Raw genomic sequence first — 13,537 nt, forward strand, 5'->3', positions numbered from 1 at the left:
GGTGCGAGTACCGGTGCGGTCACGCTGCCTGCGCCTGACGGGCCCACGACGCGTGCAAGCGCGCGTAGACGCCGCCCTGGTTGACCAGCGTCCCGTGCGGTCCTCGCTCGACGAGTTCCCCGGCGTCGAAGACCAGCACCTCGTCCGCGGCCTGCGCGGTGGAGAGGCGGTGCGCGATCACGACGGTCGTGCGGCCCCGGGTCAGTTCGTCCAGGGCGCGCTGGATGCGCAGTTCGGTGGCCGGGTCCACGGCCGAGGTCGCCTCGTCGAGCAGCAGCAGATCGGGGTCCGCGATGTACGCGCGGGCCAGCGCGACCAACTGCCGCTCCCCCGCCGAAAGCGACTCGCCGCGCTGGCCCACCCGGGTGCGCACGCCGTCGGGCAGGCCGCTGAGCCAGTCGCCGAGGCCGAGCCGGCCGAAGGCCGCCGAGACCGCGGCGTCGGTGGCGTCCTCGGCGCCGTAGCGCACGTTGTCGGCGATCGTTCCGTCGAACAGGAATCCGTCCTGCGGCACCATCACCACGCGCCGGCGCAGCTCGTCGAAGCCGACGCGGCGCAGCTCCACGCCGTTGGCCAGCACCCTGCCCCGAGTCGGGTCCATCAGCCTGGTCAGCAGTTTGGCGAAGGTGGTCTTTCCGGAACCGGTCTCGCCGACCACCGCGACCCGCGCCCGCGGCGAGATCAGCACATTGATGTCACGCAGGACCGGCGGGCCGCCGGGATAGGCGAAGGCGACCTGCTGGAACTCGACCCGTACCGGCCCTTGCGGCAGCGCCTCGGCACGCCCGCGCGAGGCCGGGTCGGGGACGTCGGGCACTGATTCGAGAAGCCCGATCACGCGCCGCCAGCCGGAGATCGCGTTCTGCGCCTCGTTGAGCACCTCGACGCCCCACTGCACCGGGGTGATGAAAAGCGAGACGAGGAACAGCATCCCGATGAGCCGTCCCGCGGTGAGGTGCCCGCCGACGCCGAGCACGACGCCGACGACCACGACGCCCGCGTTGGCCAGTCCCGCGGCGATCTCCCCGGCGCTGAAGGTGCTGACGGTCAGCGCCTGGGCGCGCACCTGAGCGGCGCGCGTGGCGTCCACGGCCTCGTTGATGCGGCGGCCGGTGCGCTCCTCGACGCCGTATGCGCGCACGACCGGCGCGCCGACGAGCGACTCGCTGAACGCGCCGAGCATGCGGCCGATCGATTGGCGCACCGTGTTGTACCGCGCGCCGGTGCGCCGCTGAAGCACCCGCATGGCGGCGAACAGCGGCAGGAAGCAGGACCAGACCAGCAGGGTCAGCTGCCACGAGTAGGCCGCCATCACGGCGGTGGCCAGGAACATCTGGGCGACGCTGACGAAGAGCACCAGGCCGCCTTCCTGGATGAAGTTGGTGATGGTGTCCACGTCCGAGGTCACCCGGGAGACCAGCGCGCCGCGCTGCTCGGCCTGCTGGTGCAGCACGGACAGTTCGTGCACGTGCCGGAACGCCTTGATCCGCAGCGTCGCGAGTCCGGATTCGCTGGCCTGGTACAACCTGCGGTTCATCGTGTACGCGGCGAGCATGGTGGCCGCGACGGCGAGCGCGGCGAGGGCGGCCATGACGCGCACTTCGCCGGTGTCGACGCCGCCGGGCGCGTCGAAGCCGTGGTCGACCGCCTGCTGCACGGCGACCGGGATGACGATGCGCCCGACGGTCGCGATGAACGCGAGCAGCATCGTGACGCCGATGCCGCGGGTGAACTCGGGCGAGAGCCGCAGGCCCTTGCGCACGATGAGAAGCGGGCTGCCGGTCGCCTCACGCACCAACGGGATCTCGGGGGCCGTGCGGATTGCCGGCGGGTCGGCGGTGATGGTCACGCGACCGCTCCTTCCAGGTCTTCGGTGGCGGCCAGGTCTTCGCAAGCCGCCGCGGTCTCGGCCGCAGCCTCGTCCTCGGTGGCCGGTCGGTCTCCGACCGCTCGGTCTTCGGCCGCTGAGTCTCCGAGCGCTGGGTCTTCGAGCGCTGGTTCTCCGACCGCTCGGTCTTCGGCCGCTGAGTCTCCGAGCGCTGGGTCTTCGGCTACCGCGCTGTCGGCCGCTCTGTCATCGGCCGCCGCGGCGTCCTCGGCCGCGCGGGCGTATGCAGTGATCAGTTCCCGGTAACCGGCGCTGCGCGCCAGCAGTTCCTCGTGAGTGCCGCGGTCTGCGATCACGCCGCCGTCCAGGTAGAGCACCTCGTCCGCGAGGGCGACGGTCGCCTTGCGGTAGGCGACGACGACCACGGTCGCACCGAGCGCGTTCTGCTTGAGGCCGCTGAGGATCGCCGCCTCCACACTGGGGTCGACCGCCGAGGTGCAGTCGTCGAGAACCAGCAGTCTCGGGTTGCGCACCAGGGCGCGGGCCAGCGCGAGCCGCTGGCGCTGGCCGCCGGAGAGGGTGGTGCCGCGCTCGCCGATGACGGAGTCGAGGCCGTCGGGCAGCGCGTCGACGAAGCGTTCGGCCTGCGCGATGCGCAGCGCGGCGCGGATCTCGGCCTCGGTCCGCTGTTCGCCGAGCGCGACGTTGGCGCGCACGCTCTCACCGAACAGGAAGGTCTGCTGCGCGACCAGGGCGACCGCGCGCGGCACCTCTCCCCTGGCCAGCTCGCGCAGATCGGTGCCGTCGAGCCGGATCGCGCCGCCGGTGGGATCGGCGAGCCGGGCCAGCAGCGTGGCCAGCGTGGACTTGCCGGATCCGGTGGCGCCGACCAGCGCGACGGTGCGGCCCGGTTCGATGCGGGCGCTCACGCCGCGCAGAACCGGAAGCTCGGGGGCCGAGTCGTATGCGAACCGCACCGCGTCGAGGTCGAGCGTTGCCGGTCCGGCGTCGTGGGAGAGCTTGCCGTGCCCGTAGTCGCTGCTGTGTTCGGCGCTGAGCACGGCGTGCACGCGGCCGTACCCGACCACGCCGCGAGGCAGGTCGCCCAGAACCCAGCCGATCGCGCGGATCGGGAACGCGAGCAGTGTGATCAGATACGCGATGCTGACCACGTCGCCGGGCCTGCTCGCGCCCTGCGCGACGCGGGTCGCGCCGAGCAGCAGCACGGCGAGCACGCCGAGGTTGGGCACCGCTTCGAGCATCGGGTCGAACAGGGAGCGGGCGCGCCCGGCGCGGATGTTGGCATCACGCAGGGCGCGGGTGCGTGCGGCGAAGCGCTCGGTCTCGAAATCCTCCCGGCCGAGGGTCTTGACGACCAGTGCGCCGTCGAAGGACTCGTGCGCGACCTCGGCGACGTGCGCGCGCAGTTCCTGTGCGCGGGCGAAACGCGGCCCCGCGTAGCGGGTGTAGACGGTGTTGAGCGCGATGACAGCCGGGAAAAGCAGTGCGCCGACGAGCGCGAGCACGGTGTCGGTCAGGAACATGTCCACCACGGCCATCAACAGCATGACGATCACGCCGAGGGTCATGGGCAGCGGGTTCATCGGCTGGAAGGCCATCTCCACGTCGGAGTTGGCGTTGGACAGCAGCTGGCCGGTGGGATGGCGCTGGTGCCAGCTCAGCGGCAGGCGCAGGTAAGCGGCGCTGATCGCGCGGCGGATCCTGGCCTGCATCCGGAAGACGACGACGCCGGCCAGCAGCCGGCGGCCGAATATGCCGACGACCTTCGCGAGCGCGACAGCGACGATGAGCAGTCCCGCGACGGCCAGGCCGCGGCCGGGCGCGGAGCCGCGGCGCAGGTCGGGCAGCACGACGTGGTTCGTCGCCCAGCCGATCGCCCACGCGGAGCCGACCGTCATGATTCCGTAGAGCGCGCTGCCGGTTACGGCGGCGGCGAAGACACGCGGCTCGCCGCGGATCGCGACGCCGAGCACGCGCAGGCCCTGCCGGAACGGCGCGCGCCCCGGGGCGCCCCCGGCCGCCAGGTCCGTATCAGAGTGCGTATCCGGTTGCGCGCCGGCGGTTCGCGGGGCCGGCGGTCGCGCCGCCGTGGCCGGGGATCGTCCGGTCTGTGCTGTTTCGGCTCTGCGGCGTCGGCGGCTGGGCAAGACCGCTCCCCTCCTGGTGCGTGTGCGGGCGTGCAGCCCACGAGACTTTAATCTGCAACACTCGCGCGGTATAGGAGATTTCCGAACGCCACCCCTTACATGTGCGATACCGCGAGTTGCTCGTCGCACCGAGTGCACGATGCGGGTATTGTGCGCGACGAGCAGGTTCGCCTGTGATGCTCGCAACACTCGACGACGGCGGGAGCGGCAGCGTGGACGGGTTCGCACGGCAGGAGCGCTCGGCGCTCGCCGACACCCTGCTGCGGGTGGGGCCGGACGCGCCCACGCTGTGCACGGGCTGGAGCGCGTCGGACCTCGCGGCGCACCTGATCATCCGCGAGTCGCGCCCCGTGGCCGCGGCCGGGATCCTCGTCAAGGGCCTGGCACCGTTGACGCAGCGCGCGCAGGACGCGGTCAAGCAGAACACGCCGTTCCCGCAGCTGGTCGAGAAGGTCCGGCAGGGGCCGCCGCTGTGGTCCTTCTTCCGCGTCGGCGCGGTCGACGCGGCGGCGAACGTGGTGGAGTTCTTCGTGCACCACGAGGACCTGCGCCGGGCCGTAGGCGATCCGCCGCGGCAACTGGAGCGTACGTACAGCGACGAGCTGTGGAACCGGCTGCGCCGCCAGGCCCGGCTATCCTACCGTTCGGCGCCCGTGGGCGTCACGCTGGTGCGCGCGGAGGATGACGACAGCCCGCGTCAGACGATCGTGGCGAAGGCCGCCACGCCGCTGATGGTCACGGTCACCGGGCCCGCCGGTGAACTGGTGTTGTTCACCAGCGGGCGCAAAGAGGCGGCGCGTGTGCAGCTGAGCGGCGACGAGGCCGCGGTGGAGCGGCTGCGCGGGGCCAAACTCGGCTTCTGACGCCTGTTGCCCACCTGTTGCCCGGTGCGCACCCGTCGGCGGACGGCACGCGGCTACAGGAGCCCTTCCATGTACTCGGCCAGTTCCGCCGCGCGCTCGCTGTCCTCGCGGCCGTCCCGGGCGATTTCGTCCAGCACGGAGATGAAGGCCCGCAACTGCTCGGGCTGCCAGTCCCGGGACTTGATGTCGCGCCGGGCCACGGCGGGAGTCAATCCCAGAAGGCGCTTGACTTCCACCCCCGCGGCCAGGCGCAGAGCCGCCGCTCCCAGAAAATCACCGAAACTCATGTCCCCACCCTCGGTCATGACACAGGACGAATCTGTGCTCATACATGGCCGGGGTAGCGGCTCTCACGCTCCGGGCGGGTGCGCTCAGCGCAGCTCCTCCGGCAGCAGCTGCGCGGGAAAGTCCTGGTACACGACGGGCACGAGCCAGCGGTCGATGGCCGCGGCTCCGACCGACGTGTACGCGGGCGCGGTGGTCGCCGGAAACGGGCCGCCGTGCTGTTGCGCGTACGTGACCGCGACCCCGGTGGGCCATCCGTTGAAGACCACCCGGCCTGCCCACTGCGCGAGCAGCTGACCGACCCGGCTCACCTCCCGCGGGTCGTCGCCGCCGTCGGGATCGGCGTGCACGGTCGCGGTGAGGTTGCCGCCGCCTTCGCTCTCGATCAGGCGCACGGCGCGCTCCGGGTCGCCGCCGACGATCACGATGCCGACCGGACCGAAGTGCTCTTGCGTCAACAGCTCGGGGCTGCGCCGCACGGCGTCGAGTGTCGTGCGGAACACCTTCGGCGCCGCGGCCCACGGGCCCTGCCCCGGCTTGCCGGCGGCCAGCAGGCTGACATCGTCGCGCGCGCCGAGTTCTTCGACCGCTGAGACATAGCCGGCGTGGATGCGCTCGGAGAGCATCGGGCCGCCGGCCGCCCCGGACACCGCCGCGCCGATCGCGTCGAGCAGACCCGGCTCATCGGGTACGAACATGACGCCGGGATTGGTGCAGAACTGGCCGACGCCCAGCGTCAGGGAGGCCGCGTAGCCGTCCGCGATCTGAGCGGCCCGGGCCCGGGCCGCGCCCGGGAAGACGATCACCGGGTTGACCGAGCCCAGTTCGCCGTAGAACGGGATCGGCTTCTCCCGCTGCGCGCACAGCTTCGCCAGAGCCAGGCCGCCGCGGGTGGAACCGGTGAAACCGACCGCGGTCAGCAGCGGATGGCGCACGAGCACGGCGCCCTCCTCGACACCGAACACGAGGTCGAACACGCCTTCGGGCGCGCCCGCCTCGGCCAGCGCCGCCTTGACCAGTTCGCCGGTGCGCAGCGAGGTGCGCGGGTGCGCCTCGTGCGCCTTGACGATCACCGGGCAGCCGGCCGCGAGCGCGGAGGCGGTGTCGCCGCCGGCCACCGAGAAGGCGAAGGGGAAGTTGGAGGCCGCGAAGACGGCGACCGGGCCGAGCGGGCGCTTGATCCGGCGCAGGTCCGGCCGCGCACCCTCGGCGGGTTCGATGACAATGCCCTGGTACCGGCCGTCGGCCAGCACGTCGGCGAAGAGCCGCAGCTGCCCGGTGGTGCGGGCCACCTCCCCGGCCAGCCGGGTTTCGCCGAGAGCGGTCTCCGCGTCGGCGAGCGCGACCAGCTCCGCCGCGTTCTGGTCGAGCCGGTCCGCGACCGCCCCCAGCGCGGCCGCCCTCGCGGCGCGGCCGCCATCGCGCCACGGCTCGAAGGCCGCGGCGGCGGCGCGCACCAGCGCGTCGACCCGCTGCGCCCCGGTGGCGGGGACGGGTTCGCCGACCGGGCCAGCGGTGCGCGGGTCGTGTCCCTGGATGACGGTCTGGTCGCTCATCGCGTCTTCGTCCTCGTAGTGTGTCGCCGCGGCATCGCGGCAGGTGGGGGTCAGAGACTGTCGGCGTCGAGGTCGGGGAAGGTGAACTGGCCGCCGAGGTGCTTGAACAGCGGGCCGTCGGCCGGCAGCTCGCCGCGCTCGGCGAACATCTCGGCGGCGAAGGTCTCGGCGTCGTCCTCGGCGCGGTAGCCGAGTTCGGCCGCGCCCTTCAGCGAGACCCAGCCGCCGCGGGTGTTCGCGGACACCCCGTAGACGACGCGGTAGCCGGGTTTGTCCGCGGCGAGGCAGGCTTCGAACATCCGGGCGCAGTCGTCGGGCGAGAACCAGGTCGACAGCGCGCGCTGGTCCGGCGGCTCGGGGAAGCAGCTGAGGATGCGGATACAGATCACGTCGAGGCCGTAGCGGTGGTGATAGAGGGCACCGAGGGCCTCGCCGGCGACCTTGGACACGCCGTAGTACGTATCCGGCAGCGGCGGCGCATCCTCGGCGAGCGGGTACTCGTCCGGGGTGTGGAAACCGACCGCGTGGTTGGAGGAGGCGAAGACAACCCGCGGTACGCCGGCGCGGCGGGCCGCCTCGAACACCTTGTAGGTGCCGTCGATGTTGGTATCCAGAATGCGTTCCCACGGCGCTTCGCCAGACTTGCCGCCGAGGTGGATGACCACGTCGGCGCCGCGGCTCGCCTCGGTGAGGGCGGCCAGGTCGGTCACCGACGCGCGGATCGCCTCCTCGCCGGGCCCGGGCTGCAGCGGCTCGATGTCGAGCAGCCGCAGCGTGCGGCCGGGGCGAGCCAGCCGCGGACGCATCAGGGTTCCGATGCGGCCTGCCGCGCCGGTGATCAGAATCGTGGACAACGATCCACCCGCCTTCCCTGTCGTGCCGCCGTCTCGCGTGACGCCGGCCGTCACCGGCTCCCGCTACCCGCTCGCGTCACGTTCTTAACAGGCGGTTGAGCCCGGCGGCGTGCCGCCGCACGGCCTCCAGCACCTCGTCCGCGTGGCCGGCGTCGTCGAGACGCGCGAACGGCACGGAACAGCTGATCGCGTCCACGGGCGGCAGCCGGTTGTCGAGCGTGACCGCGAAGCAGCCCAGGCCGGGCGTGTTCTGCCCGCGCTCGCTCGCGTAACCGCACTCGCGCACCCGCGCGAGCTCGGCGAACAGTGCATCGCGGTCGGCCACGGTCTGCGGGGTGAGCGGTTCGAGGCGGGCCGGCAGCAGGGCGTCGACCTCGGCGTCCGTGCGCCCGGCCAGCAGCGCCTTGCCCAGCGCGGTCGCGTACGCGGGCACCCGGCGGCCGACCCGCGAGGTCAGCCGCAGGTGGTGGGCGGATTCGCGGCTGGCGAGGTAGACCACGTCCGGGCCGTCGAGCCGGGCGAGGTGCACCGTCTCGTTCACCTCGGCGCGCAGTTGCTCCAGTTCCCGGGTGGCGGCCCGGATCACCGGGTCGCGGTCGAGGTACGAGGTCCCGACGAGCAGCGCGCGCACACCGATGGAGTAGCCGGTGCCGCGCCGGTCGGTCTCCACCCAGCCGCGCGCGACCAGGGTCCGCAGCAGCACGAAGAGACTGGACTTGGGATAGGACAACTCGCGGTGGATCTCGCTGAGTGTCAGCGGTTCGGTGTGCTTGGCCAGCAGCTCCAGCAGTTCGACGGTGCGGTCCGCCGACTTGACCGCGCCGGGGGCCGCGGCGCCGTTCAGGCCGGGGCCGCCGGCGACCGGGCTGTTGGCCGCGGCGCCACCGCCGCCGGTGGGAGCCGGTGTTGAGCTCTGCTTCACTTCGCTCTCTCCACGCTCTGCCCGACCCGCATGGCGGATCTGGGTTTCCCCGGCCCGCGCGCACCGGCCTCGTCGGATTCAGCCACGGCCCATCCTCACACGCTGGGCAGCCGTTCACAAGCACGACTACCATTCATGCATGCGAACAACCAATACAGAGCTGGGCCGCCTTGAGGGTCTGTTGTTCTTCCCGGTCACCGCCTTCACCCCGGAGGGCTCCTTCGACGCCGCGGGCTACCGCGCGCATGTCGAGGCCAGGCTCGCCGACGGCCCGGCGGCCGTGTTCGCCGCGTGCGGCACCGGGGAGTTTCCGGCGCTGGCTCCGGCCGAGTACGAGGAGTGCGTCCGGGTCGCGGTGGAGGCGGCCGGATCCGCCGGGCGCCGGGTACCGGTACTGGGCGGCACCGGATACGGCACCGCGCTCGCGGTCGAGTACGCGCGGGCGGCGCAGCGCGCGGGCGCGCAGGGGCTGCTGGTGTTCCCGCCCTCGGGCGCCGACGGCGGGCAGGCCGGACTGGCCGCGCATTACCGGGCGCTGGCCGAAGCCACGCCGCTGAGCCTGATCCTTTACCAGCGCGACCAATTGGCGTTCACACCGCAGACCGTGGCCGAACTGGCCGCGGTGCCGAACATCGTCGGGCTCAAGGACGGCCGCGGCGATCTGGATCTGATGCAGCGGATCGTCAGCGCGGTGCGCACCGCGGGCATCGAGGACTTCCAGTACTTCAACGGAATGCCGACCGCGGAGGCGACGCAGCGGGCCTACCGGGCGATCGGCGTCCCGTTGTACTCGTCGGCCGTGTTCTGCTTCGCTCCGGACATCGCGCTGGCGTTCCACGGTGCGCTGGAGCGGGGCGACTCGGCGCTGCTGGACCGGCTGGTCGACGTGTTCTTCCGGCCGTACGTGGAACTGCGCCGCGCCCACCCGGGTTACGCGGTCTCACTTGTCAAGGCACTGACGGTTGCGGCCGGACACCCGGTCGGCGGGGTACGCGCTCCGCTGACCGAGCCGGATCCGGCGCACGTCGAGGCGGCCACCGCGCTCGTGCAGGCCGCCCGGGAGGCGCTGGCGTGAGCGGCGACGGCCCTCGCCCCGCGGGCGGCGGCGCCGGCCCGGACCGCGGCGCGGTCGGCGTCTATCTCTATCCGTGGGACGCCGCCGGCGACCCGGCGTGTGCGGACCGGGTGACCGGCCTGGGCGCGGACCGCGTGCTGCTCGCCGCGGCGTACCACACCGTCAGGGCTCTGAATCCAGCGCATCCCTCCCGCAGGGTGGTGACCGCGGACCATTCGGCGGTGTACTACCGGCCCGATCGGTCGCGCTGGAGCGGGCGCGAGGTACAACCGGCCGTGGCGACGTGGGCGCCCGGCGCTTTCCACGAAGGCGCGCAGGCCCTGCGGAGCGCGGGTCTGGGCGTCTACGCCTGGGCGGTGCTCACGCACAACCAGCGCCTGGGAACCGTGCACCCCGACCTGGCGGTGGTCAACGCCTTCGGCGACCGCTATCCGTGGGCGCTGTGCGCGGCCAACCCCCGGGTGCGCGAGTACTGCGCCACCCTCGCGGCCGAGGTGGCCGCGCTGCCCGAGATCGACGGCGTGGAACTGGAATCCTGCGGCTGGTACGGGTTCGAGCATCTGCACGCGCACGACAAGACCGGTTCCGCCGCGTTGCCCCAGCCGGCCAGAGAGCTGCTGTCGCTGTGCTTCTGCGCCGCGTGCCGGATCGAGTACGAGAAGGCGGGCATCGCGGTGGACCGGCTGCGCGACCAGGTGCGTGATGCGCTGGAACCGGTCTTCGCGGGCGACCTGGGCGCGTTCGGCGAGGACGCGGCGAGCGCCGGGCTCGAACCAGACGCGCAGCCGGTGCACGCGGCCCGCGCGGCGGTGGCCGACCGATTCCGCGCCGAGGTCGTCGCGGCGGTCCGCGAGGCGAGGCCCGATATCGCGGTGCTGCTGCACACGCACCCGGACCCGCGGCGCCTCGGCGCGAATCCGGGCGCTGACCCGGCGGCTCTGTTCGCTCAGGGCGCGGGGGCGGTGCTCCAGTGCTGGGGCCCGATGGACGAGGGCGCGGCGACCGTGGCCGCACTCGCGCGGCAGGCCCCTGCCGGCCTGCCCGTCGTCGCGTCGCTGCTGGCCATAGCGAACCTGGGCGGCCGGATAAGCGATCTGAGCGCGGACGCGGTCAGGCTGCGCGAAGCGGGCGCAGACGAGTTGCGGTTCTACCACGCCGGCCTGGCGTCAGGCGCCGACCTGCGCGCCATACGCGCCGCGACGGCCGCTTGGAGGGCACGATGACAGGCGGTCGTCTGCCTCGGGTTCATCCGGAGGCAGACGACCGCGCGCGGCCCCCGTCGCAGAGGACGGGGGCCGCGCGTAGGTTGGCGCAGTCGCGGATGGTTCAGACGGTGGCGGGCTGCGGAGCGGAGTGGGTGAGGATCTCGGCGTCGGCCGGGACGCGGCGTGCGTGCCAGAACCCGAATCCGACCAGCAGCAGCATCAGGAAGGCCAGGCTGAAGGACGCGACGGAGGCCCACAGGGCGATGCTGGCGAACACGGAGAAGGCGTAGGCCTCCAGCAGCAGGCCGCGCAGCGTGGTGCCCTGGAAGATGGTCTGCACTTCGGCCTTGAGCTTGGTGTTGGTCGGGTCGGCCTGGGCGGCCGCGCTGGCCTTGGCGAACACGCCGTTGTACGGCATCTCGGACAGGTGCACCGCGATGAAGTGGTCGGCGTAGGCCTTGGCCTGCGGACCGGTGGTCAGCTGCTGCCCGGCGTACTGGTCGAGGTACGGGCCGATCTCCTTGCTGGCCAGCGCGGGGCTGCCCTTGGCCGGGAAGGTGATCTGCTGCTGGGCGAGCTGGCTGTGGACGTTGTCGCTGGCGAAGCTGTAGCCCCAAGTGGCCAACGCGCCGGCTATAACCAGCGCCACCACAACCACGATGCCGCCCAAGCTGGCCAGAATGTCGAACGTCTTGCGGCGCATGACGCCACCCTTTCGTATCGATGTCTCGAAGTCGTGACACCAACATCCACCCGGAGAGGGTTGGCGGGTAATGGACTATCAGACGTCATGGCCCGGGCCCTAGGTCCCCTGTCAGCAGACGCCCAGCTCAGCGCACGGGGTATCCCGCCTCGCGCAGGCTGTGCTTGACCTCGCCGATGGACAGGTCACCGAAGTGGAAGACAGAGGCCGCGAGCACCGCGTCCGCGCCCGCGGACACCGCGGGGGCGAAGTCGGCGAGCTTGCCGGCGCCGCCGGAGGCAATGACCGGGATGGGCACTTCGGCCCGTACCGCGCGGATCAGCTCCAGGTCGTAGCCGTCCTTGGTGCCGTCCGCGTCCATCGAGTTCAACAGCACCTCGCCCGCGCCGAGCTGCGCCGCGCGGCGCGCCCAGCCGATCGCGTCGATGCCCGTGGAGCGCCGGCCGCCGTGCGTGGTGACCTCGAAGCCTGACTCGGTACGCACCGGCCGTGCCGGATCAGAGCTGCGGCAGCGGCGCGCGTCGACCGAGAGGACCAGCACCTGGCTGCCGAAGCGGTGCGCGATCTCGCTGATCAGCTCGGGCCGCGCGATCGCCGCCGTGTTCACCCCGACCTTGTCCGCTCCGGCGCGCAGCAGCAGGTCCACGTCCTCGACGGTGCGCACTCCCCCGCCGACGGTCAGCGGGATGAAGACCTGCTCGGCGGTGCGCCGCACGATCTCGTAAGTGGTCTCCCGGTCGCCCGAGGAGGCGGTGATGTCGAGAAAGGTCAGCTCGTCCGCCCCGGCCGCGTCGTAGGCGGCGGCCAGCTCGACCGGGTCGCCGGCGTCCCGCAGGTTCTCGAAGTTGACGCCCTTGACCACGCGCCCGGCGTCCACGTCCAGGCACGGGATGACGCGCACGGCCAGGCTCATCGGCCGCCTTGCCGGTATGCGTCGAGTTCGACCTCGACGAGCATCTGAGCGTCGATCAGCTTGGAGACCACGACCATGGTCGCCGCGGGACGCACCGCGTCGAACAGCTCCTTGTGCGCCCGCCCGACCGCTTCCATGTCGCGCGGGTGCACGACGTACATGCGGGTGCGCACGACGTCCGCGCGGGAGAAGCCGGCCTCCGACAGCGCTTCGAGCGCGACGTTGAACGCCATGAGGGCCTGCTTGTACGGGTCGCCCTCGTAGTTCACGATGCCCGCCACCACGGCCGTGCTGCCGGCGACGTAGGCGTTCGGTCCGGCGACCACGAGGCGGGAGTAGCCGAACTTCTCCTCGAAGGGGCCTCCGGAGCCGTACCTGCCGGGGATACCGCTCATCGGGAAACCGCCTCCAGGGCCTGTTCGAGGGTGAACGCGCCCGCGTACAGCGCCTTGCCCACGATAGCGCCCTCCACGCCGAGCGGGACCAGGCTCTGCAGAGCCTTGAGATCCTCCAGGCTGGAGACGCCGCCGGAGGCGACGACGGGCCGGTCGGTGGCCGCGCACACGCCGCGGTAGAGCTCGATGTTCGGGCCCTGGAGCATGCCGTCCTTCTTCACGTCCGTGATCACGTAGCGGGCGCAACCCTCCGCGTCGAGCCGCTCCAGCGCCTCGAACAGCTCGCCGCCGTCGCTGGTCCAGCCGCGGCCGCGCAGCTGCCACCGGCCGTCCTCCAGCCGAGCGTCCAGGCCGACCGCGACGCGGTCGCCGTGCTGCGCGATGACCCGCGCCACCCATTCCGGCTGCTCCATCGCCGCGGTGCCCAGATTCACCCGGGCACAGCCGGTGGCCAGCGCGGCGCGCAGCGATTCGTCGTCGCGGATCCCGCCGGACAGCTCGACCTTCAGGTCGAGGCGGGCGATCACGTCCGCGAGCAGTTCGCGGTTGCGCCCGCGGCCGAAAGCGGCGTCGAGGTCCACCAGGTGCACCCACTCGGCCCCGGCGTCCTGCCAGGCCAGCGCGGCGGACAGCGGGTCACCGTATCCGGTGGCGGTCCCGGCTTCGCCCTGGACCAGCCGGACCGCCTGGCCGCCCTCGACGTCGACGGCCGGCAGGAGTTCGAGCTTCGGCATGTACGGTTCTTTCCTCACACGGGGGGCGGGCGGGAG

At 72.3% G+C, this 13,537-nt stretch carries 13 protein-coding genes; 3 read left to right on the plus strand and 10 right to left on the minus strand.

Annotated elements, in window-relative coordinates; all coding sequences use genetic code 11:
- Window positions 1-19: 19 nt before the first annotated feature.
- Window positions 20-1,843 carry an ABC transporter ATP-binding protein gene (locus tag KGA66_RS06625; RefSeq protein WP_438822017.1) on the minus strand — a complete coding sequence of 608 codons (1,824 nt, stop codon included), beginning with the start codon at window positions 1,841-1,843 and terminating at the stop codon, window positions 20-22.
- A 2-nt stretch (window positions 1,844-1,845) separates the two neighbouring features.
- A complete protein-coding gene (locus KGA66_RS06630) occupies window positions 1,846-3,873 on the minus strand; it encodes an ABC transporter ATP-binding protein (RefSeq protein WP_438822018.1) in 2,028 nt (675 codons plus the stop codon).
- A gap of 299 nt (window positions 3,874-4,172) precedes the next feature.
- Between KGA66_RS06630 and KGA66_RS06635 the strand changes: the two genes are divergently transcribed.
- Window positions 4,173-4,859, plus strand: a complete 687-nt coding sequence (locus KGA66_RS06635) for a TIGR03085 family metal-binding protein (RefSeq protein WP_246507114.1) — start codon at window positions 4,173-4,175, stop codon at window positions 4,857-4,859.
- A 53-nt stretch (window positions 4,860-4,912) separates the two neighbouring features.
- On the opposite strand, the gene KGA66_RS06640 is transcribed toward KGA66_RS06635, so the two are convergent.
- The 4 genes from KGA66_RS06640 to KGA66_RS06655 form a co-directional block, all read right to left on the minus strand.
- Entirely contained in the window at window positions 4,913-5,146 is a 234-nt protein-coding gene (locus KGA66_RS06640) for a hypothetical protein (RefSeq protein WP_211465656.1), read from the minus strand.
- An 84-nt stretch (window positions 5,147-5,230) separates the two neighbouring features.
- The gene (locus KGA66_RS06645) at window positions 5,231-6,700 is read right to left on the minus strand and encodes an aldehyde dehydrogenase (NADP(+)) (protein ID WP_211465657.1); all 1,470 of its coding nucleotides are present in this window, start codon (window positions 6,698-6,700) and stop codon (window positions 5,231-5,233) included.
- 50 nt (window positions 6,701-6,750) lie between these two features.
- Complete coding sequence (locus KGA66_RS06650; protein WP_211465659.1) at window positions 6,751-7,554, minus strand: NAD-dependent epimerase/dehydratase family protein; 804 nt, start codon at window positions 7,552-7,554, stop codon at window positions 6,751-6,753.
- Between the two features lie 76 nt (window positions 7,555-7,630).
- Complete coding sequence (locus tag KGA66_RS06655; RefSeq protein ID WP_281416454.1) at window positions 7,631-8,398, minus strand: IclR family transcriptional regulator; 768 nt, start codon at window positions 8,396-8,398, stop codon at window positions 7,631-7,633.
- Between the two features lie 217 nt (window positions 8,399-8,615).
- Here KGA66_RS06655 and KGA66_RS06660 point away from each other — a divergent pair, with 217 nt between their 5' ends.
- Window positions 8,616-9,551 (plus strand): 5-dehydro-4-deoxyglucarate dehydratase, encoded by a 936-nt coding sequence (locus tag KGA66_RS06660; RefSeq protein ID WP_211465663.1) that lies wholly within the window; start codon window positions 8,616-8,618, stop codon window positions 9,549-9,551.
- On the plus strand, window positions 9,548-10,774 hold the full coding sequence (locus tag KGA66_RS06665) for a hypothetical protein (RefSeq protein WP_211465665.1): 1,227 nt from the start codon (window positions 9,548-9,550) through the stop codon (window positions 10,772-10,774). The genes KGA66_RS06660 and KGA66_RS06665 overlap by 4 nt, the downstream gene beginning before the upstream one ends.
- Window positions 10,775-10,877: 103 nt before the next feature.
- Here the strand turns inward: KGA66_RS06665 and KGA66_RS06670 are convergent, their stop codons facing one another.
- The 4 genes from KGA66_RS06670 to priA form a co-directional block, all read right to left on the minus strand.
- Window positions 10,878-11,459, minus strand: coding sequence for a hypothetical protein (locus tag KGA66_RS06670; protein ID WP_211465667.1), 582 nt, complete (start codon window positions 11,457-11,459; stop codon window positions 10,878-10,880).
- A 127-nt stretch (window positions 11,460-11,586) separates the two neighbouring features.
- Window positions 11,587-12,372: an imidazole glycerol phosphate synthase subunit HisF gene (gene hisF, locus KGA66_RS06675; protein WP_211465669.1), complete on the minus strand. Its 786-nt coding sequence runs from the start codon at window positions 12,370-12,372 to the stop codon at window positions 11,587-11,589.
- Window positions 12,369-12,767 (minus strand): RidA family protein, encoded by a 399-nt coding sequence (locus KGA66_RS06680; RefSeq protein WP_211465671.1) that lies wholly within the window; start codon window positions 12,765-12,767, stop codon window positions 12,369-12,371. The genes hisF and KGA66_RS06680 overlap by 4 nt, the downstream gene beginning before the upstream one ends.
- The gene (gene priA, locus KGA66_RS06685) at window positions 12,764-13,501 is read right to left on the minus strand and encodes a bifunctional 1-(5-phosphoribosyl)-5-((5-phosphoribosylamino)methylideneamino)imidazole-4-carboxamide isomerase/phosphoribosylanthranilate isomerase PriA (protein ID WP_211465709.1); all 738 of its coding nucleotides are present in this window, start codon (window positions 13,499-13,501) and stop codon (window positions 12,764-12,766) included. The genes KGA66_RS06680 and priA overlap by 4 nt, the downstream gene beginning before the upstream one ends.
- Between the last annotated feature and the right edge of the window lie 36 nt (window positions 13,502-13,537).

It is taken from the genome of Actinocrinis puniceicyclus, assembly GCF_018283645.1.
Taxonomy (GTDB): domain Bacteria; phylum Actinomycetota; class Actinomycetes; order Streptomycetales; family Catenulisporaceae; genus Actinocrinis; species Actinocrinis puniceicyclus.

What these genes read in the sequence shown, in the direction of transcription:
- KGA66_RS06680 (WP_211465671.1), bottom strand. Translation starts at nt 12,767, where the DNA reads ATGAGCGGTATCCCCGGCAGGTACGGCTCCGGAGGCCCCTTCGAGGAG.
- KGA66_RS06645 (WP_211465657.1), bottom strand. Translation starts at nt 6,700, where the DNA reads ATGAGCGACCAGACCGTCATCCAGGGACACGACCCGCGCACCGCTGGC.
- KGA66_RS06660 (WP_211465663.1), top strand. Translation starts at nt 8,616, where the DNA reads ATGCGAACAACCAATACAGAGCTGGGCCGCCTTGAGGGTCTGTTGTTC.
- KGA66_RS06670 (WP_211465667.1), bottom strand. Translation starts at nt 11,459, where the DNA reads ATGCGCCGCAAGACGTTCGACATTCTGGCCAGCTTGGGCGGCATCGTG.
- KGA66_RS06640 (WP_211465656.1), bottom strand. Translation starts at nt 5,146, where the DNA reads ATGAGTTTCGGTGATTTTCTGGGAGCGGCGGCTCTGCGCCTGGCCGCG.
- KGA66_RS06635 (WP_246507114.1), top strand. Translation starts at nt 4,173, where the DNA reads ATGCTCGCAACACTCGACGACGGCGGGAGCGGCAGCGTGGACGGGTTC.
- priA (WP_211465709.1), bottom strand. Translation starts at nt 13,501, where the DNA reads ATGCCGAAGCTCGAACTCCTGCCGGCCGTCGACGTCGAGGGCGGCCAG.
- hisF (WP_211465669.1), bottom strand. Translation starts at nt 12,372, where the DNA reads ATGAGCCTGGCCGTGCGCGTCATCCCGTGCCTGGACGTGGACGCCGGG.